We start from the raw sequence: 17,947 nt of genomic DNA on the forward strand, positions 1-17,947 counted from the left end.
CAATTCTCCGGGGCAAACAAAAACGCGACGGCATGCCGGCACGGGCCGGTCGCCGTCGCGTTCATCCTGACGCGTCGCGCCGATCAGTTCAAGGCGCCGAACACCCGTGCGGTGATCTCGTCCACCGAACCGAGGCCGGAGATGACCTCGACCTTCGGCGCCGCCGCCTCACCGGTGGCCGACCACGACTGGTAGTAGTCGAGCAGCGGCTTGGTCTGGGCGTGATACACCTCCAGACGCTTGCGCACCGTCTCTTCCTGGTCGTCGTCGCGCTGGATGAGATCCTCGCCGGTGACGTCGTCCTTGCCCTCGACCTTGGGCGGGTTGTACTTGACGTGATAGGTGCGGCCCGAGGCCACGTGCACCCGGCGCCCGCTCATGCGCTCGATGATTTCCTCGTCGGGCACATCGATCTGCAGCACCACATCCACGGGGACGCCGGAATCCTTGAGCGCGTCGGCCTGCGGAATGGTGCGCGGGAAGCCGTCGAACATGTAGCCGGCCTTGCAGTCGTCCTGCTGCAGGCGCTCCTTGACCAGGCCGATGATGATGTCGTCGGACACCAGGCCGCCGGCATCCATGACCTTCTTGGCTTCGATACCCAGCGGCGTGCCGGCCTTGACCGCGGCACGCAGCATGTCGCCGGTGGAAATCTGCGGAATACCGAATTTTTCCTTGATGAAGTTGGCCTGGGTCCCTTTACCCGCCCCCGGCGGTCCCAACAGGATCAAACGCATGACGCCCTCCCTTGTGGTGCGTTGCTACGGTCAAAGCCGCATTTTTGAAAACGGCGAAGTTACTCGGAAAGCCCTGACGGGTCAAACATCGCCCGGACGCGCGCCAGATCCTCCGGGGTATCGACCCCGGGTGCCGGCGCATGATCGACCTGCAGCACATGGATGCGCTCGCCGTGCCACATGGCCCGCAGCTGCTCCAGCGCCTCCCACTGTTCGATCGGTGCCGGGGTGAGCGACGCGTAGCGGCGCAGGAAGCCGGCACGATAGGCGTAGATGCCAATGTGGCGCCAGGCCGGCAGTGCGGCCGGCAGCGTTCCGCGATCGGCGGCAAAGGCGTCGCGCGCCCACGGCAGGGGCGCGCGCGAGAAATACATGGCACGACCGGCCGCGTCGGTGACCACCTTGACCACGTTGGGATTGAAGAAGTCCTCGGCCGAATCGATCGGATGCGCCGCGGTCGCAATGGCCGCTTCCGGATCGGCGGCCAGGGCCTCGGCCACGTGGCGCACCAGGGCCGGATCGATCAGCGGCTCGTCCCCCTGGACGTTCACCACGATGGCCTCGTCGGCCCAGCCCAGCGCATTGACCACCTCGGCCAGCCGGTCGGTGCCGGTAGGGTGGTCCTCGCGCGTCATCAGTGCCTGCGCCCCCGACGTGCTCACGGCCTCGGCCACGTCGGCGTGATCGGTCGCCACCCAGGTTTGTTGCGCCCCGCAGTTCGCCAGGCGCTCGAGCACCCGCACGATCATCGGCTTGCCGGCGATATCGGCCAGCGGCTTGCCGGGCAGACGGCTCGAGGCATGCCGCGCGGGGACCACGACATGAAAGGCGGTCACGCGCCCTCGCCTTCGGTGGCGCCCAGTTCGCGCGCCTCGTCCTCCAGCATCACGGGGATGCCGTCGCGGATCGGATACGCCAGCCGGCACGGGCTGCACACCAGTTCCTGCTCGGTCTTGCGGTAGTCCAGCGGCCCCTTGCAGATCGGGCAGACGAGAATTTCAAGCAGCTTGGCGTCCATGGCGTTCCAGTGTCTCCAGGATGGGCCGCAGGGCGGCCTCGGAAATGTCGGCATGCACCGGGAACACCCACGTGTCGGCCGGCGCGAACGAGGCGCATTTTACCGCATCCTTCTCGGTCATCAGCAGGGGTTCGTGCGCCGCAAAGGCGAGGTCGTCGGCCACGAAACGATGATGGTCCGGAAACGGGTGCTCGACGACGTCGAGCCCCATCGCCCGCAATTGGTCGAAGAACCGGCGCGGGCGGCCGATACCGGCCACCGCATGGACCCGCCGGCCGGCGAAATCGACCGGCGAGCGGCATTCGCCGCGATCGGCCAGACGTTCGAAGTGATGCCCCACCAGGGACATCGGCGCCGTGCGCGCCGGGTCAAGATGACGGGAAAGCCACGGGCCGGGAACGCCGTGGCACAACACCAGGTCAGCCGCGCGAAGACGCCCCAGCGGTTCGCGCAGCGGGCCGGCGGGCAGCAGCCAGCGATTGCCCAGCACCCGCTCGTCGAGCACCACGATCTCCAGGTCGCGCGCCATGGCCAGATGCTGCAATCCGTCGTCGCTGATGATCACATCCACGGCCGGATGCGCCGCCAGCAGCGCGTCGATGACGTCGGGCCGACGCCGGCCCACGGCCACGGGACAGGCCGTCAGGTGCGCCAGCAGGACCGGTTCGTCGCCCACCGTCGCGGGGGTGTCGTCAGGCGTGAGCACCCGGATGGCGTCGTCGGCACGACCGTAGCCGCGGCTGACGATGCCGGGCTGAAAACCCTGCCGCAGGAGCCGCGTCGCCAGCCACGCCACCACCGGTGTCTTGCCGCTGCCGCCGACGGCGATGTTGCCGACGACGATGACCGGCACCGGCGCGCGTCGCACCCGGCGCCGATCGAGTCGATAGACCCAGCGCCGCAGCTGCGCGATGAGGAAGAACAGGCCCGCCAGGGGAAGCAGCAGGATCGCCCGCCAGCCGCGCTGCTGCCAGAAGGTCGGCGCGTTCGCCGGCACCGCGGCGCCTATTGCTCGCTGCGGGTCGCGAAGGTGATGTGCGCCAACCCCACGCGCTGCGCCGCCTGCATGACATCGATGACGCGCTGATGCGTCGCCTTGGCGTCGGCGTTGATGACGACCAGCGGCGCCTTCTTGCCCGCCGGGGCCGCCCGCCCCAGGGCTGCGGCGATGGCATCGACGTCGCGCCCGGTGACCGGCACCCGATTGACGAGCACGTCGCCTTCGGCGGTCACGGCGATGTTGATCTCGTCGGGCTGGCCCTCGACCTCGTCGGCCGCCGCAGTGGGCAGGGTCAGCTCCATGCCCGAGAAGCGTGCATAGGTGGTGGTGAGCATCAGGAAGATGATGATCACCAGCATCACGTCGATGAGCGGGATCAGGTTGATCTCGGGCTCTTCCTGGCGGCGGTTGGACTGGAAACGCATCGGTGCGACCCGGCCGTCAGCTCTTGCGCTCGCCGTGGACCACCTCGACGAGCTTGACGGCCTGCTGCTCCATCTCGAGCACGAAGCTGTTGACCAGGGCACGGAAGTGACGCCAGAAGATCATCGACGGGATGGCGATGATCAGGCCGAAACCGGTGTTGTAGAGGGCCACCGAGATGCCGTGGGCGAGTTGCTGCGGATTGGCGCCGCCCGGCGTCTGCGAGCCGAAGATCTCGATCATGCCGACGATGGTGCCGAACAGGCCCATGAGCGGGCTGATCGAGGCAATGGTCCCGAGGGTGGTCAGGAAGCGTTCCAGGTCGTGCACCACCGCCCGGCCGGCCTCCTCGATCGATTCCTTCATGACTTCGCGCGGGCTTTTCACGTTGCGCAGCCCCGCCGCGAGCACCTGACCGAGGGGCGAATGGGCCGACACCCGCTGGATCATCTCGCCGCTCACGCCATGACGGCGCAGATCGGCGACGATTTTCTCCAGCAGCCCCGCCGGCACGATGCGGCTGCGGCGAAGGGTGATGGAACGCTCGATGATCAGCGCGACGGCGATGACGGATGCGAACAGCAAAGGCCAGATGGGCCAGCCGGCCGCCAGGATGATCTCGAACACGCGCGCTCACTCCCCCGGTTTTTTCGAAGCCGAAATGCTAGCGCCGCGAGGACGATTTCGTCCAGCACAGTGCAATATTTCGCCGTTGACCGGGGTAAACCCCGAGTGGATAAGGGGTTTCGGGAAACATCCACAAAATCTGTGGATAACTTTGTGGATGAACCCGATCCCGCCCCCCTAAACCCGCTTCACGTAAGGTTTTTTCCTACGCCGATCAAAAATTAAGCAAAAATTAAATGTCTTTATTTTCAATGCCTTGAAAAGGCAAAGGGAAAGAGGCGCCATCGATTCGTCGTGCACTGCAACAAACCTTGACAAACAAAATTCGGTGTGGATTCCCGATACAATGCCGCCCCATGGATACCCCCGTCGCCGCTCCGACCACCCCGATCTCGGTCACTGAACTGAACCGCATGGCACGCGAAGCGCTTGAGTCGCGCTTCCCGCCGCTGTGGGTGTGTGGCGAGATCTCCAACCTCACCCGCGCCCCCTCGGGCCACCTGTATTTCACGCTCAAGGACGCCGGCGCGCAGGTGCGCTGCACCCTGTGGCGCAACCGCGCCCAACGGCTCGAGCTGGCGCCGGCCAACGGGATGCGGGTCGAGGCCCGCGCCACGGTCAGCCTCTACGAGCCGCGCGGCGACTACCAGCTCAACGTCGAGTCCCTGCGTCAGGCCGGCCTGGGCAACCTGCACGAGGCCTTTCTGCGCCTCAAGGCCAAGCTGGAAGCCGAAGGCCTGTTCGAGCCGACCCTCAAGCGCCCCATCCCCCGCTACCCGGCCAGCCTGGCGCTGATCACCAGCCCCCAGGCCGCCGCGCTGCGCGACGTGATGGCGGCACTGGCACGCCGAGCACCGCACCTGAGCGTGGAACTGCTCCCGACCCCGGTGCAGGGCGAAGGGGCCGGCACCCGTATCGCCGGCGCCCTCGGGAGCATCCAGGCGATGCCGGACACGGCGCGGCCGGACCTGGTCCTGCTGGTGCGTGGCGGCGGCAGCCTGGAGGATCTGTGGGCCTTCAACGAAGAAGTCGTCGCCCGCGCCATCCGAGCTTGCCCGGTGCCGGTCATCGTCGGCGTAGGCCACGAAACCGACTTCACCATCGCCGACTTCGCTGCCGACCATCGCGCCGCCACGCCCACCGCGGCGGCAGAACTGGCCAGCGCCGGTTTCGCCGAGGCCGCCGGCCGCCTCGCCCACCTGGCCATCGTGCTGCAACGCGCGATGCAACGTCACCTCGACACGGCGCGCCAGCGCATGGACCGCCAGGCCCTGCGCCTGATCCACCCACGCGAGCGAATCGGCCGCACCCGCAAGGAGCTCGGCAGCCTAGAAACCCGTCTGCGCCATGCCCTGCGCGTGCAGCTCGATGACGCCCGCACCCGCCTGCGCCACCTCGACCGCCAGTTGCACGGCCGTCGCCCCGACCTGAAGTCACAACACCAACGGCTTGAACACCTCGCCCATGCGCTGGTCACACGAACAGGCCGGCAACTGGACGCGCGCCGCACCCGGCTGGCCGCGCTGGGTGCGCATCTGGAGCACCTCAGTCCCGAGGCGGTCCTGGCCCGCGGCTACAGCATCACGCGTGCTGCCGACGGCACGATCTTGCGCGATGCGTCACGGGCACCAACCGGCTCGGAGATCCACGTGCAGTTGCATCGCGGCGAAATCGATGCCACTGTCCATGCCGTCCGCACTGCGGCGCACAAGAACGACTGAAGCCGACGATCCGGTTGTCAGCCTGTCACAATCCCGACTAACATGGTCGGGTTAGACTCGGGCCTGTACCGAACAGGCCCTGTTACCCCCATTGCAACCAAGGAGAGACACATGGAACACGTTCTGCCCGAACTGCCCTATGCCAAGGACGCCCTGGCCCCGCACATTTCTGCCGAGACCATGGAGTTCCACTACGGCAAGCATCACCAGGCCTACGTGACCAACCTGAACAACCTGGTCAAGGGCACCGAATACGAAAACCTGGATCTGGAAGCCATCGTCAAGAAGGCACCGGCCGGTGGCGTGTTCAACAACGCCGCCCAGGTGTGGAACCACACCTTCTTCTGGAACAGCATGTCCCCCAACGGCGGCGGCGAACCCGCGGGCGCCCTGGCCGACGCCATCAAGGCCAAGTGGGGTTCCTTCGAAGACTTCAAGAAGGCCTTCACCGCTTCGGCCGTCGGCAACTTCGGCTCCGGCTGGACCTGGCTGGTCAAGAAGGCGGACGGCGCCGTGGACATCGTCAACACGACCGCCGCCGCCACGCCCCTGACCACCGGTGACAAGGCGCTGCTCTGTATCGACGTGTGGGAGCATGCCTACTACATCGACTACCGCAACCGTCGTCCGGACTTCGTGGCCACCTTCCTGAACAGCCTGGTCAACTGGGAGTTCGCGGCGAAGAACTTCGCTTGAGGTGAATTGACGGCCCCCACGCTCGCATCCGCTCGCTGCCCCCCGAGGGGGCGGCGCCGCCCTTGGGGCGGCCCGGCGGACGGCGCGGACGGCCACCACGCTCGCATCCGCTCGCTGCCCCCCGAGGGGGCGGCGCCGCCCTTGGGGCGGCCCGGCGGACGGCGCGGACGGCCCCCATGCTCGCATCCGCTCGCTGCCCCCCGAGGGGGCGGCGCCGCCCTTGGGGCGGCCCGGCGGACGGCGCGGACGGCCCCCATGCTCGCATCCGCTCGCTGCCCCCCGAGGGGGCGGCGCCGCCCTTGGGGCGGCCCGGCGGACGGCGCGGACGGCCCCCACGCTCGCATCCGCTCGCTGCCCCCCGAGGGGGCGGCGCCGCCCTTGGGGCGGCCCGGCGGACGGCGCGGACGGCCCCCACGCTCGCATCCGCTCGCTGCCCCCCGAGGGGGCGGCGCCGCCCTTGGGGCGGCCCGGCGGACGGCGCGGACGGCCCCCACGCTCGCATCCGCTCGCTGCCCCCCGAGGGGGCGGCGCCGCCCTTGGGGCGGCCCGGCGGACGGCGCGGACGGCCCCCACGCTCGCATCCGCTTGCTCCCATTGACGGATCGAGTCGGAGGCCGGAAAAAAGGACCGCTTCGGCGGTCCTTTTTTCTGCCTGTGGGGTGGGGCTTTGCTACACTTGGCGCGCCCGCCACGATCACAGGACCGCGCGCCGTGCCCGCCTCCGAATCCCCCGCCGACCGCGTCACCCCCGAGGCGCTCGAAGCGTTGCGTACCGACATGCTGCGCTTCGCCACCTTGCAGCTGCGTGACGAGCACCTGGCCGAGGATCTGGTGCAGGACACCATGATCACGGCGCTGTCCAAGGCCGGACAGTTCGCCGGCCGCTCGACGGTCAAGACCTGGGTGTTCACCATCCTGCGCAACAACATCATCGACGCCATCCACAAGCGTTCGCGCACCATCAACGCCTCGGACTACGCGGCCGAGGGCGAAAGCCTCGATGCCGCCTTCGACAAGCTGTTCAAGGAGAACGCCCACTGGTCGCCCGCCTCGCGCCCGACCGACTGGGGCCGGCCCGAGGAGGCCATGGAGGAGCAGCAATTCTGGGCGGTGTTCGATGCCTGCATGGAGCATTTGCCCGAGAACACCGCGCGCGTGTTCATGATGCGCGAAGTGCTCGAGCTCTCCAGTCAGGAGATCTGCGACACCCTGGCCATCACCATGAGCAACTGCCACGTCATCCTTCACCGGGCGCGCAACGCCCTGCGCCGCTGCCTGGAAGGTAACTGGTTCGCCGACGGGGAGGCCTGCCCGTCATGCTGAGCTGCAAGGACGCCACCCGCCTCATGTCCGAGGCCCGGGACCGTGACCTGAGCCTGCGCGACCGCTTGCGGCTGCGGCTGCATCTGGCCATCTGCGCCGGCTGCGCGAACTTCGACAAACAGATGGATTTCCTGCGTCGGGCCTGTCGCGGCTACCTGAAACGCAACGATTTCACCGACGAGTCGTGAGCCCGGCACCGGCGGACGACACGCTGGAGATCCTCTATCGCGACACGCACCTGGTCGCGGTTCACAAGCCGGCCGGCCTGCTGGTGCATCGCTCCGACATCGATCGCCACGAGACCCGCTTTGCCGTCCAGCTGCTACGCGACCAGATCGGCCAGCACGTGTGGCCGGCGCACCGCCTCGATCGCGGCACCTCGGGCGTGCTGCTGTTCGCTCTCGACGCACGCACCGCGGCGCAACTCGGACGCCAGTTCGAGGCGCAGACCGTGGGCAAGCGCTACCTCGCGGTGGTGCGCGGCTACCCGCCAGAGACAGGTCTGATCGACCATCCCCTGAGCCGCAGGCACGATGCGAAGCACTGGCGCGACCCACGCGCCGAGGCGGCCGCGCCGCAGCCGGCGCGCACCCGTTACCGGTGCCTGGCCACGATCGAACTGCCGATCGCGGTGGACCGCTATCCCACGAGCCGCTATGCCCTCGTCGAGCTCGAACCGGAGACCGGACGGCGTCACCAGATCCGTCGCCATCTGAAGCACATCGCCCATCCGATCATCGGCGACGCCACCTATGGCAAGGGACGCCACAACCGCATGTTCGCGCAGAGCTTCGGCTGCACGCGCCTGCTCCTGGCGTGCACGCGGCTGAGCTTCGCGCATCCGCTCGGGGGCCATCCGCTCACGATCGAGGCGCCCCCGGCGGCTGATTTCCTCGCCCTGATGGCGCGCTTCGGCTGGACGGTTCCGGCCGAGGGCTGATCAGTCGTGCAGCGGAAAGGTGTAGACCGGGTCGTCCGCCTGGATGTAGCGCAACGAACGCCACTCGCGGATGCTTTCCACGGCCATTTCGAAATCCCGGTAGGACAAGCTGTCCAGACGGGAAAGATCGAAGGTCTCGCCCCGTTCGAGTGCGTGGACCAGGTCGCCGAGTACGCTGGCGGTGGCGGGATCCTGTGGCTCCCTGAGTTGAGCCCTGAGGTGCTGGAGGTAAAACATCTGACACTCCTCGTACAGTTTCGGATGGTCGATCCAGAACACTGTCTCCACGACCTTCTTGTGAGGTCTGCCACTACAGTAGCGCATGGCGTCGGCTCGCAGGTTACAGTTTGGTGACGCCGCGACCGTCCATGCGACGCGCCGCAAAGCCCGCGTCATGCCGGCCGGCGCACCCGCGCGCGCTGTAAGCAATGGTCCGCCCCGGCGGTCTCATGCATCGAGGCCTCCGGGCTCACGACACCGCCACTGAACAACCCCAGGAGACGGCATGCTCGCCACCCTGCCCCTGCTCAAGAAAACCGCCTTCCCGCCGCTGACCCGCGGCCGCATCGACACCCTGCAGGTGAATCTCGGCTACCGCTGCAATCAAAGCTGCCTGCATTGCCACGTGAACGCCGGCCCCACGCGCACCGAGGCCATGGACGCCGACACGGTCGATCTGGTGCTGCGCTTCGTCGACGCCAATCCCGGCATCGGCACCCTGGATCTCACCGGCGGCGCCCCCGAACTCAATCCGCACTTCCGGCGCCTGGCCGGCGCGGCGCGGGCGCGTGGCCTGCGCGTCATCGACCGCTGCAATCTCACCATCCTGAGCGAACCCGGGCAGGAGACCCTGGCCGCGTTCCTCGCCGATCAGGGCATCGAAGTGATCGCCTCCCTGCCCTGCTACCTCGAGGACAACGTCAACGCCCAGCGCGGCAAGGGCGTGTTCGACGCCAGCATCGCCGGTCTCAGGCAGCTCAATGCCCTGGGCTATGGCCAGCCCGACACCGGCCTCGTCCTCAACCTGGTCTACAACCCGCAGGGACCCAGCCTGCCGCCGCCCCAGGACGGCCTCCAGGCCGCCTACAGAACCCACTTGGGGGAACAGTTCGGGATCGTGTTCAACGACCTGTTCACCCTGGCCAACATGCCCATTCAGCGCTTCGGCTCGACCCTGCTCTCCAAGGGCCAGTTCAACCGCTACATGGACCTGCTGCGTTCGGCGCATCGCGACGACAACCTGGACGGGGTGATGTGCCGCAGCCAGCTGAGCGTGGACTGGCGCGGCCAGCTCTACGATTGCGACTTCAACCAGATGCTGGATCTGCCCATCACCGACCCGGCGGCGCGGCCACTGCATCTGCGCGACGTCACCGCCGCGGCCCTCGCAGGCGGACGGATCGCCGTGGCCGGCCACTGCTACGGCTGCACCGCCGGCCAGGGTTCGAGCTGTGGTGGTGCGCTGAGCTGATCGCGCGCCGACAGAACAACAACACGGACCACCGCCATGACCTCCCCCGACCCGTTCCAGGGCCTCTTCTTCTGGGGCTTTCTCATCGTCTTCGGCCTCGTCATGTACGCCGTCTCGCCGCGGGCAAAGGACGAGGACGGCTTCTTTCGCGGCACCGGCACCAACGGGCGGCCCGCATCGCCGTGGGCGCTCACGATGAGCGTGTTCATCAGCTGGATCTTCGCCAAGTCGGTGACCAACGCGGCCAATCTCGGCGCCGCCTACGGCATCGTCGGCGGGCTGGCCTATGCCACCTACTGGCTGTCGATTCCCTTCGCCGGCTGGGTGATCCATCGCCTGCGCACCCGCCAGGGCGCCACCGGGCTGGTGAGCTTCCTGGTGGGCAAGTACGGGCGCTTCGCCGCCCTCGCGTTCTCGGTGGCGATCCTGGTGCGCCTGTACAACGAGGTGTGGAGCAACACCGCCGTGGTCGGCGGCTACTATGGCGAGACCGGCTCCTTCGGCTTCATCGGCGCGGCGCTGCTGTTCACCGCCGCGGTCCTGCTCTACAGCCTCAAGGGCGGCCTGCGCAGTTCCATCTTCACCGACGTGATCCAGGCGGTGGTGTTCGTGCTCTTCCTCGCCCTGGTGCTGGCGTGGGTGGTGCCGACCCACGGCGCGGCACGACTGCTCACCGAGGGCACGTTCACGCTGGACGCCGGCGCCGACCTGCTGCTGGTCGCGCTGCTGCAGGTGCTCTCCTACCCCTTCCACGACCCGGTGCTCACCGATCGCGGTTTCATCACCCACGAGAAGACCATGCTGCGCGCCTTCGTGGCGGCTGGCGTGCTCGGCTTCGTCGCCATCCTCGCCTTCAGCCTGGTCGGCGTCCATGCCCGCCTCGAAGGCATCGCCGCCCACGGCAACGTTCCCGCCCAGGTGGCCCGGGCGATGGGCGTCACCGGCTTCTTCGCCATGGCGGTGGTGATGATCTCCTCGGCCGCCTCCACCCTCGATTCGACCTTCACCGCCTTGTCCAAATCGGTGGCCCACGAGTTGCCCCTGCTGGCCGGACGCACGCCGGGCCGGCGCGCCATCCGCAACGGCATCGTGACCATGGCCCTGTTCGCGCTGCTGGGCAACCTGCCGATGATGGCCGGCACCGACATCCTCAAGGCCACCACGCTGTCGGGCACCATGGTCATCGGTCTGGCGCCGGTGTTCCTGCTCTCACGCTGGGTGGGCTATTCGCCCCTGTCCTTCCACCTGGCGTTCTGGACCGGCATGGTCCTCGGCGTGCTGCTCGCGCTGGGCGCCATCCCCCCGTCCTGGGCCATCGGCACGGGCAGGTACGGCCTGCTGCTGGGCACGAATCTGTATGGGCTGGCGCTGTGCACCGCCGGCTTCCTGGCACCGCTGGCCTTCGGCGGCCGGCGCGCGGCGGCGCAGGGCGCATGAACACACCCGGGCGCAGTTGCCCGCTGCGCTATCGCTACGGCGCCGCCGCGATCGCCCGCGCCCCCGAGCGCGTTGCCGAGGTGCTGTACGTGGTCGGCGGGCTCTACGGCAACCTCCCCGCGCTGGAGGCGCTGCAGGCGCTCATCGCGCAGGAATCGGCGCCGGTGCGGCTGTGCTTCAACGGCGACTTCAACTGGTTCAACGTGGATGCCACGGACTTTCGCCGCATCAACGAGACCGTGCTCGCCCACGACGCCCTCGTCGGCAACGTGGAGGCCGAACTGCAGCCCGGGGCCGACGACGCGGGCTGCGGCTGCGCCTATCCGCCGGACGTCGACGCCGGCCTCGTCGAACGCTCCAACCGGATCCACGCCCGCCTCAAGGCCACGGCAAGCGCCCATCCGGATCTGCTTGCGCGTCTGGCCACCTGCCCCATGTTGGCGCGCTACCGGGTGGGTGCGCTGCGCATCGGCGTGGTGCACGGGGATGCCGACCGCCTGGCCGGCTGGGACTTCGACGCGGCGCGCCTCGACGACGCCGCACATCGGGCGTCGATCGTGCCCCGCTTCGCCACCGCCGATGTCGACCTGTTCGCCAGCAGCCACACCTGCCTGCCGGTGTGCCGCCTCATCGCCCCCGGTCGCGCCGTCATCAACAACGGCGCGGCGGGCATGCCGAACTTCCGCGACACCGGTTTCGGCCTCGTCACGCGCATCGCACGCACGCCCGCGCCCTGTGCCCCCCTTTACGGCCTGACGATGGCCGGCACGCACGTGGATGCCCTGGCGTTGCACTACGACACCGGGGCGTGGCTCGAGACCTTTGCCAGGCACTGGCCACCGGGGTCGGCGGCCCATGTGTCTTATGCCGAGCGGATCCGCAACGGCCCCGCCTACCGCATCGAACAGGCGCGCCCGAGCTGAACAGCGGCGTGGCGCCCCCCGCCGCATCTGCTACAACACAGATCAACCCCCCCCGGCATCTCTCGCCCCGTCCGAGGAGACCGCCCCATGCGCATCGCCAGCTTCAACGTCGAGAACCTCGACACCGACGAAGACGACAAGAACCCCATGCTGGCGCTGCGCGTGCCGGTGCTGCGCGGCGCGTTCGTGCGTCTCGATGCCGATCTCCTGTGCCTGCAGGAAGTGCATGGCCAGGAGCTGGCCGATCACACCGGCGACCGGCCCAGCCGCGCGCTGATCGCCCTCGACACGGTGCTCGCCGGCACCCCGGCGGCCGGTTTTCATCGCGCGTGTACGCTCACCTCGGGCGTGCCCTACAACGAGCGCAACCTGGTGGTGCTGTCGCGCTATCCGATCGTCTCCGCGAGCCAGTACCGCAACCATTTCATCGACCACCTGCTGTACCGCAAGGTGACCGCCATCCCCGCCGAGACCGACGCCAGGGACGTGCGCTGGGAACGGCCGATCCTCCATGTGCAGGTGGACCACCCGCACTTCGGTCTCATCCATGTCATCAACCTGCATCTGAAGTCTCGGCTGTCCTCCAACATCGAGGGCCAGCGCGCCGGCTATGCCTGGCACAGCGCCGCCGGCTGGGCGGAAGGCTATTTCCTCTCGTCCATGAAGCGGGTGGGCCAGGCGCTCGAGACACGCATGCTCATCGACCACCTGTTCGACCTCGAGCCCGAGGCGCGCATCCTGGTGTGCGGCGACTTCAACTCGGAGCCTGGCGAAGTGCCGGTCGAGGCGATCTGCGGGCGGGTGGAGAACACCGGCAATCCGGCGCTGCGCGAGCGGGTGCTGATCTCCTGCAGCCGCTCGGTGGCCGCATCGATCCGCTTCAGCCACCTGCACGAAGGCCACGGCAACCTGCTCGACCACCTGCTCATGTCGCAGGCCATGTTGCCCTATTTGCACCGGGTGCAGATCCACAACGAGGATCTGCACGACGAGAGCCTGCCATTCACCAGCGACCGCAAGTATCCCGAGTCGGATCACGCCCCCTTCCTCGCCGAATTCACCGAGCCGGCCTGACCCGCGCTCAAGGCGAATACGCATTTGTCGTTAATTCCGGCACGACCCGACTGGCCGGAGGCTGCCTCGACGATGCCGGACACCCCTGACGCTCCCACCCTGCGGCTGAGCACCCTGCATGCGCTCAACCTGCTCGATACGCCCGCCGAGGAGCGTTTCGACCGCGCGGTCCGGCTCGCCCGGTGCATGTTCCAGGTCGCCATGGCCGGCATCGGCCTCGCCGACGCACAGCGCCTGTGGTTCAAGTCGAGCATGGGCCCCCTGCCGCGCGAACTGCCCGGAGACGACCCCTTCTGTGTCGAGGCCATCGCCGAGGGCACGCTCCTGATCGTACCCGACGCGTGCGCCGACAGTCGCTTTGCCGGCCACCCCCTGGTCACCGCCGCACCGCATGTGCGGTTCGCCGCGGCCCAGCCGCTGAGCGCACCGAACGGTTGCCGCATCGGCGCGCTGCTGCTTTTCGATCCGTCGCCGCGCCAGCTCGACCCGGCCTTGCGCGAAGCCCTGTGCGACCTGGGTGCGATGATCGAACGCGAACTGCCGAAGATCTCACCCAACACCCTCGACACCCTCACCGGCATCACCAACCGGCGCGGCTTCCTGGCGCTGGCACAGCGCAGCCTGAACCAGTGCGTCCGCCAGGAGCAGCCGGCCGCCCTGGTGCTGTTCTGCCTCGCCGAGGCGCCGCACGAGCGCAGCCTCGCGCCCGCCGAAGCCGAGCTGGTCGTGACCACCTTTGCCGAGACCATGCAGCGCAGCTTCCGCGAGTCCGACGTCTTCGCCCGCCTCGGCGACACCGAATTCGCCTTGCTGCTCTCGCGTGTCGACGCGACCGGGGCGAAGCGCTGCGTCGACCGTTTCCTGGGCCGCATCGCCGCGGAAAACGTCGCTTTGCCGCCGGAGACGCAGGTGTGCTTCGCCTGGCAGATCAGCGCCTTCGACCCACGCTGCCACACCACGGTGGACGCCCTGCTGGGCGCGGCCCGAAAAGCCCTGCTGAAACAGCGCCGCATCAGCTGACCGGTCCCGGTGGCCCGTGCACCGGCGAACCATTCCCGACCGCTCCGGTCCATCTGCAGACACGACTCGTTCAGAGCCCGTGTCCCATTGACTTCCGGACCGACAACGCGCCGAGCCATGACCCACGCCACGACTTCGCCCCTTGCCCGTCTGCTCAAACACGATGCCACCCCCGGCCTCCTGCTTGTCGCCACGACCCTGCTCGCCATCGCCATTGCCAACTCCCCGGCCTCGGCGCATTACGACCTGCTGGTCGGCACCCCGGTCGAGATCCGCATCGGCGAACTGGAACTGGCCAAACCGCTCCTGCTATGGGTCAACGACGGCCTCATGGCGGTGTTCTTCCTGCTCGTCGGCCTCGAACTGAAGCGCGAATTCCTCGAGGGCGAACTGTCCGACTGGCGCAAGGTGGTGTTGCCGGGCCTGGGCGCGCTCGGCGGCATGGCGGTGCCCGCCCTGGTGTACCTGCTGTTCAACCATGACAGCGCCGTCGCCCGCGAAGGCTGGGCGATTCCGGCCGCCACCGACATCGCCTTCGCGCTCGGCGTGCTGATGCTGCTGGGCAAGCGCGTGCCGCTCGGCCTGAAGGTTTTTCTCACCTCCCTGGCCATCTTCGACGACGTCGGCGCCATCATCATCATCGCCCTGTTCTACACCAGCACCATCTCGCTCACGGCCCTGCTCGTGGCCGGTGGTGCCATGCTGGTGCTGCTCGGGCTCAACCGTGGCCGCATCACCCACCTGGGCCTGTACCTCGCCGTGGGCACGCTGATGTGGGTCGCCACCCTCAAGTCCGGCGTGCACGCAACGCTCGCCGGCGTGCTCCTGGCGCTGTTCATCCCCATGCGGACACGCGCCGGCGGATCGGTGTCGCCCCTCAAGCACCTGGAACATGAACTCCACCCGCTCGTGACCTACCTCATCCTGCCGGTCTTCGCCTTCTGCAACGCCGGACTCGATCTTCGTGGGGTGGGGCTCGATCAGGTCTTCCACCCGGTGCCGGTCGGCATCGCGCTCGGCCTCTTCCTCGGCAAGCAGATCGGCGTGTTCGCCTTCTGCTGGATCGGCATCCGGCTCGGGCTGGCGCGCCTGCCCGCCGGCGTCGGCTGGGCGGCGCTCTACGGCACCGCCGCGCTGTGCGGCATCGGCTTCACCATGAGCCTGTTCATCGGCTCGCTCGCCTTCGAAAACAGCGGCGTGAACCGGATGTTCGACGAGCGTCTCGGCATCCTGGTCGGCTCGCTGGCCTCCGGCGTGCTCGGCTACGCGGTGCTCCGGCGCGCATTGACCCGCACCCCGACTACCGCGATGGCGTCTCCGCCATCAGGCGAGACGCTGCGCCACCCGGTGGCGACCCCATCGCCCCAGCGCACCGCCAACCGCGCCGCCTCGCGCCCGTAAGACGCGCCCCACCGGGCGCGCCACCCTGGCTCACACCCGACGGGGCCCACACGCCAAGCCCCGATCATGATGCCGAACGGCGCGACGCCCCTGCGCCGGGGGCTGCGGACATTGATCCGCCGGCGCTGAGCCCATCAGCCCCTCAGCCGGGCGTGCACGGCGCCTGGCACCTCACACGATGCCGGCATTCCCCTCGACCGACGTGGCCACATAGATTTGCTATTGCGACTGATTCTCATTGTCGTTATCATTCGCAAACTCAAATCAATTAAACCTGCTCAAGGAGTTTCACCCCATGACCCCGATACGCCACGCCCTGGTCGCGGCCCTCATCGCCGCCCCCACGGCCGGCCACGCGGCCCAGCCCACTCAGGCGGAACTCGTCCGGATGGTCGAACGCCTCGCCAAGCGCGTCGAGAGCCTCGAGCATCGCAATGCGGAGCTCGAATCCCGTCTCGCCGGCACACCGGCACCCGCCGACACCGGCCTCACCGCACGCGTCGAAGCGCTGGAGAGCGCCAACGAACGGCTGGCAGGCGAAGGCGGCCATGGCGGCTCACTGCTCGACGGCATCGAGGTCGAAGGCAACGTGGTCGGGGTGCTTCAGGGCGCCAGCGGCAGCGGCAACGACGAAGTCGTCACCAACTGGCGTGGCGACGTGGGCATCGCGCTGCCGGCCGGCACCATTGGCCGCTCCACCGGCAGCTTCTACGTGCAGCTGCGCGCCGGCCAGGCCGAAGGCCCGAGCGCGCTGCCGCCGACCTTCACCGGCACGGTCAACACCGCCAGCTTCCAGCAGGTCGATACGCCCTCCTCCAACGCCAACGCGATCGTCGCCCAGGCCTTCTACCAGCTCGACACGCCGCTCGGGGCCGAGGGGACCGAATCGAAAAGCCACCTGCAGCTGACCGTCGGCAAGCAGGACCCCTTCGTCTTCTTCGACCAGAACGCGGTCGCGGACAACGAAGTGGAGAAGTTCATGAACAACGTCTTCGTCCACAACCCGATGCTCGACTCGGGCGGCGCCATCGGCGCCGACGACTACGGCTTCACCCCGGGCGTCCGCGTGGCCTACACCAACGAACACGACGCGGCCAGCCCATGGGGCGTGTCCGCCGCGGTGTACGGCACCCAGGACGGCGCCACCTTCGGCCGCAGCTTCACCACGCCGCTGTACATCGGCCAGGTGGACCTGGGCTCGCGTGCCGGTGGCAAGGAAGGCACCTATCGCCTGTACGCCTGGCACAACGGGCGCTACGAGGGCTTCGACGGTTCGAAGGACAAGAACGTCGGCTTCGGCATCTCCATCGACCAGCAGATCACCGAGTCGCTGACCCTGTTCGGTCGCTACGGTCACACCCTCTCCGGCAAGGTGTCCTTCGACCGCGCCCTCACCCTGGGCGGCGAGCTGGCCGGAACCGGCTGGGGCCGCGAGGACGACGGCCTCGGCTTCGCCTGGGGCTGGCTGCGCTCGGCGAGGGACTTTCGCCGTGCCGCCGTGGCCGACTACGGTCACGAGGCCCGCGGCGCGGAACAGGTGGCCGAGCTCTACTATCGCTATGCGGTGAACGAGCAGCTCGCGCTGAGCCCGGATCTCCAGCTCATCCACCGCCCGGGTGCCGACCCCGACGCCGACAGCATCTACACCTTCGGGGTGCGCGCCCTGTACGGCTTCTGAGCCGATGGCAGCGCGTTCGCCGCGTCAACGCAAAACGCCCGGCCAGTGCCGGGCGTTTTTGCATTCAGATCCGATGCTCAGTGTGCGACCGCGCGGCGGATTTCCTTGTGGCGGTAGCAGATCCGGGCCTTGGTCAGGTCGTAGGGCGACATTTCCAGAGTGACGCGATCGCCGGCGAGGATGCGAATGCGGAACTTGCGCATCTTGCCGGACGCGTAGGCCGCCACGTCCATGCCATTGTCGAGCTTCACGAGAAAACGGGCATCCCGCAACACTTCCTGAACAACGCCTTCGAACTGAATCAGATCTTCCTTTGCCATATATGTGCTCTCCTTGTGTGTATCCATGCCTTCGGACCTCGCGTGAAACCACAGCACACGAGAGCCCGGCGCGCCCCGCCTGGACGAGCGCGCAAACAAAAAACGAAGCTGACGGCCTTCGCCAGAAGGCAATCGGCC

At 68.1% G+C, this 17,947-nt stretch carries 20 protein-coding genes; 12 read left to right on the plus strand and 8 right to left on the minus strand.

The window, feature by feature from the left end:
• Positions 1-83 precede the first annotated feature (83 nt).
• The 6 genes from adk to G3580_RS11720 are packed head-to-tail and all read right to left on the minus strand — an operon-like array spanning position 84 to position 3,805.
• On the minus strand, positions 84-737 hold the full coding sequence (gene adk / locus G3580_RS11695) for an adenylate kinase (RefSeq protein ID WP_173765713.1): 654 nt from the start codon (positions 735-737) through the stop codon (positions 84-86).
• Between the two features lie 59 nt (positions 738-796).
• Positions 797-1,573, minus strand: coding sequence for a 3-deoxy-manno-octulosonate cytidylyltransferase (kdsB, locus tag G3580_RS11700; protein WP_173763304.1), 777 nt, complete (start codon positions 1,571-1,573; stop codon positions 797-799).
• Entirely contained in the window at positions 1,570-1,755 is a 186-nt protein-coding gene (locus G3580_RS11705) for a Trm112 family protein (protein WP_173765715.1), read from the minus strand. Before G3580_RS11705 ends, kdsB begins: the two co-directional genes overlap by 4 nt.
• A complete protein-coding gene (gene lpxK / locus G3580_RS11710; RefSeq protein ID WP_173765717.1) occupies positions 1,736-2,752 on the minus strand; it encodes a tetraacyldisaccharide 4'-kinase in 1,017 nt (338 codons plus the stop codon). The genes G3580_RS11705 and lpxK overlap by 20 nt, the downstream gene beginning before the upstream one ends.
• 8 nt (positions 2,753-2,760) lie before the next feature.
• Positions 2,761-3,180, minus strand: a complete 420-nt coding sequence (locus G3580_RS11715) for an ExbD/TolR family protein (RefSeq protein WP_173765719.1) — start codon at positions 3,178-3,180, stop codon at positions 2,761-2,763.
• Positions 3,181-3,196: 16 nt separating this feature from the next.
• Positions 3,197-3,805 (minus strand): MotA/TolQ/ExbB proton channel family protein, encoded by a 609-nt coding sequence (locus tag G3580_RS11720; protein WP_173765721.1) that lies wholly within the window; start codon positions 3,803-3,805, stop codon positions 3,197-3,199.
• A 356-nt stretch (positions 3,806-4,161) separates the two neighbouring features.
• On the opposite strand from G3580_RS11720, the gene xseA reads away from it, so the two are divergent.
• The 5 genes from xseA to G3580_RS11745 all read left to right on the plus strand — a co-directional run bounded on the left by xseA (position 4,162) and on the right by G3580_RS11745 (position 8,485).
• The gene (gene xseA, locus G3580_RS11725; RefSeq protein ID WP_173765723.1) at positions 4,162-5,526 is read left to right on the plus strand and encodes an exodeoxyribonuclease VII large subunit; all 1,365 of its coding nucleotides are present in this window, start codon (positions 4,162-4,164) and stop codon (positions 5,524-5,526) included.
• Positions 5,527-5,637: 111 nt separating this feature from the next.
• Positions 5,638-6,222: a superoxide dismutase gene (locus tag G3580_RS11730; RefSeq protein WP_173765725.1), complete on the plus strand. Its 585-nt coding sequence runs from the start codon at positions 5,638-5,640 to the stop codon at positions 6,220-6,222.
• A 711-nt stretch (positions 6,223-6,933) separates the two neighbouring features.
• Positions 6,934-7,545: a sigma-70 family RNA polymerase sigma factor gene (locus G3580_RS20045; protein ID WP_228720645.1), complete on the plus strand. Its 612-nt coding sequence runs from the start codon at positions 6,934-6,936 to the stop codon at positions 7,543-7,545.
• A complete protein-coding gene (locus tag G3580_RS11740; protein WP_173765729.1) occupies positions 7,539-7,733 on the plus strand; it encodes an anti-sigma factor family protein in 195 nt (64 codons plus the stop codon). Before G3580_RS20045 ends, G3580_RS11740 begins: the two co-directional genes overlap by 7 nt.
• Complete coding sequence (locus G3580_RS11745; protein WP_228720646.1) at positions 7,730-8,485, plus strand: tRNA pseudouridine(65) synthase TruC; 756 nt, start codon at positions 7,730-7,732, stop codon at positions 8,483-8,485. Before G3580_RS11740 ends, G3580_RS11745 begins: the two co-directional genes overlap by 4 nt.
• Here the strand turns inward: G3580_RS11745 and G3580_RS11750 are convergent, their stop codons facing one another.
• Positions 8,486-8,722 (minus strand): hypothetical protein, encoded by a 237-nt coding sequence (locus G3580_RS11750; RefSeq protein ID WP_173763305.1) that lies wholly within the window; start codon positions 8,720-8,722, stop codon positions 8,486-8,488.
• A 268-nt stretch (positions 8,723-8,990) separates the two neighbouring features.
• Here G3580_RS11750 and arsS point away from each other — a divergent pair, with 268 nt between their 5' ends.
• From arsS to G3580_RS11785, 7 genes are all read left to right on the plus strand, one after another.
• The gene (gene arsS, locus G3580_RS11755) at positions 8,991-9,956 is read left to right on the plus strand and encodes an arsenosugar biosynthesis radical SAM (seleno)protein ArsS (RefSeq protein WP_173765731.1); all 966 of its coding nucleotides are present in this window, start codon (positions 8,991-8,993) and stop codon (positions 9,954-9,956) included.
• Between the two features lie 36 nt (positions 9,957-9,992).
• Complete coding sequence (locus tag G3580_RS11760; RefSeq protein WP_173765733.1) at positions 9,993-11,393, plus strand: sodium:solute symporter family transporter; 1,401 nt, start codon at positions 9,993-9,995, stop codon at positions 11,391-11,393.
• A complete protein-coding gene (locus G3580_RS11765; protein ID WP_173765735.1) occupies positions 11,390-12,316 on the plus strand; it encodes a hypothetical protein in 927 nt (308 codons plus the stop codon). Before G3580_RS11760 ends, G3580_RS11765 begins: the two co-directional genes overlap by 4 nt.
• A gap of 87 nt (positions 12,317-12,403) precedes the next feature.
• Complete coding sequence (locus G3580_RS11770) at positions 12,404-13,390, plus strand: endonuclease/exonuclease/phosphatase family protein (protein WP_173765737.1); 987 nt, start codon at positions 12,404-12,406, stop codon at positions 13,388-13,390.
• A gap of 72 nt (positions 13,391-13,462) precedes the next feature.
• Positions 13,463-14,410, plus strand: a complete 948-nt coding sequence (locus G3580_RS11775) for a diguanylate cyclase domain-containing protein (protein WP_173765739.1) — start codon at positions 13,463-13,465, stop codon at positions 14,408-14,410.
• Between the two features lie 117 nt (positions 14,411-14,527).
• Positions 14,528-15,811, plus strand: coding sequence for a Na+/H+ antiporter NhaA (gene nhaA, locus G3580_RS11780; RefSeq protein WP_173765741.1), 1,284 nt, complete (start codon positions 14,528-14,530; stop codon positions 15,809-15,811).
• A 295-nt stretch (positions 15,812-16,106) separates the two neighbouring features.
• The gene (locus G3580_RS11785; RefSeq protein WP_173765743.1) at positions 16,107-17,489 is read left to right on the plus strand and encodes a carbohydrate porin; all 1,383 of its coding nucleotides are present in this window, start codon (positions 16,107-16,109) and stop codon (positions 17,487-17,489) included.
• A 77-nt stretch (positions 17,490-17,566) separates the two neighbouring features.
• Here the strand turns inward: G3580_RS11785 and infA are convergent, their stop codons facing one another.
• The gene (infA, locus tag G3580_RS11790) at positions 17,567-17,809 is read right to left on the minus strand and encodes a translation initiation factor IF-1 (protein ID WP_173765745.1); all 243 of its coding nucleotides are present in this window, start codon (positions 17,807-17,809) and stop codon (positions 17,567-17,569) included.
• Positions 17,810-17,947: the final 138 nt, after the last annotated feature.

It is taken from the genome of Nitrogeniibacter mangrovi, assembly GCF_010983895.1.
GTDB classification, from domain to species: domain Bacteria; phylum Pseudomonadota; class Gammaproteobacteria; order Burkholderiales; family Rhodocyclaceae; genus Nitrogeniibacter; species Nitrogeniibacter mangrovi.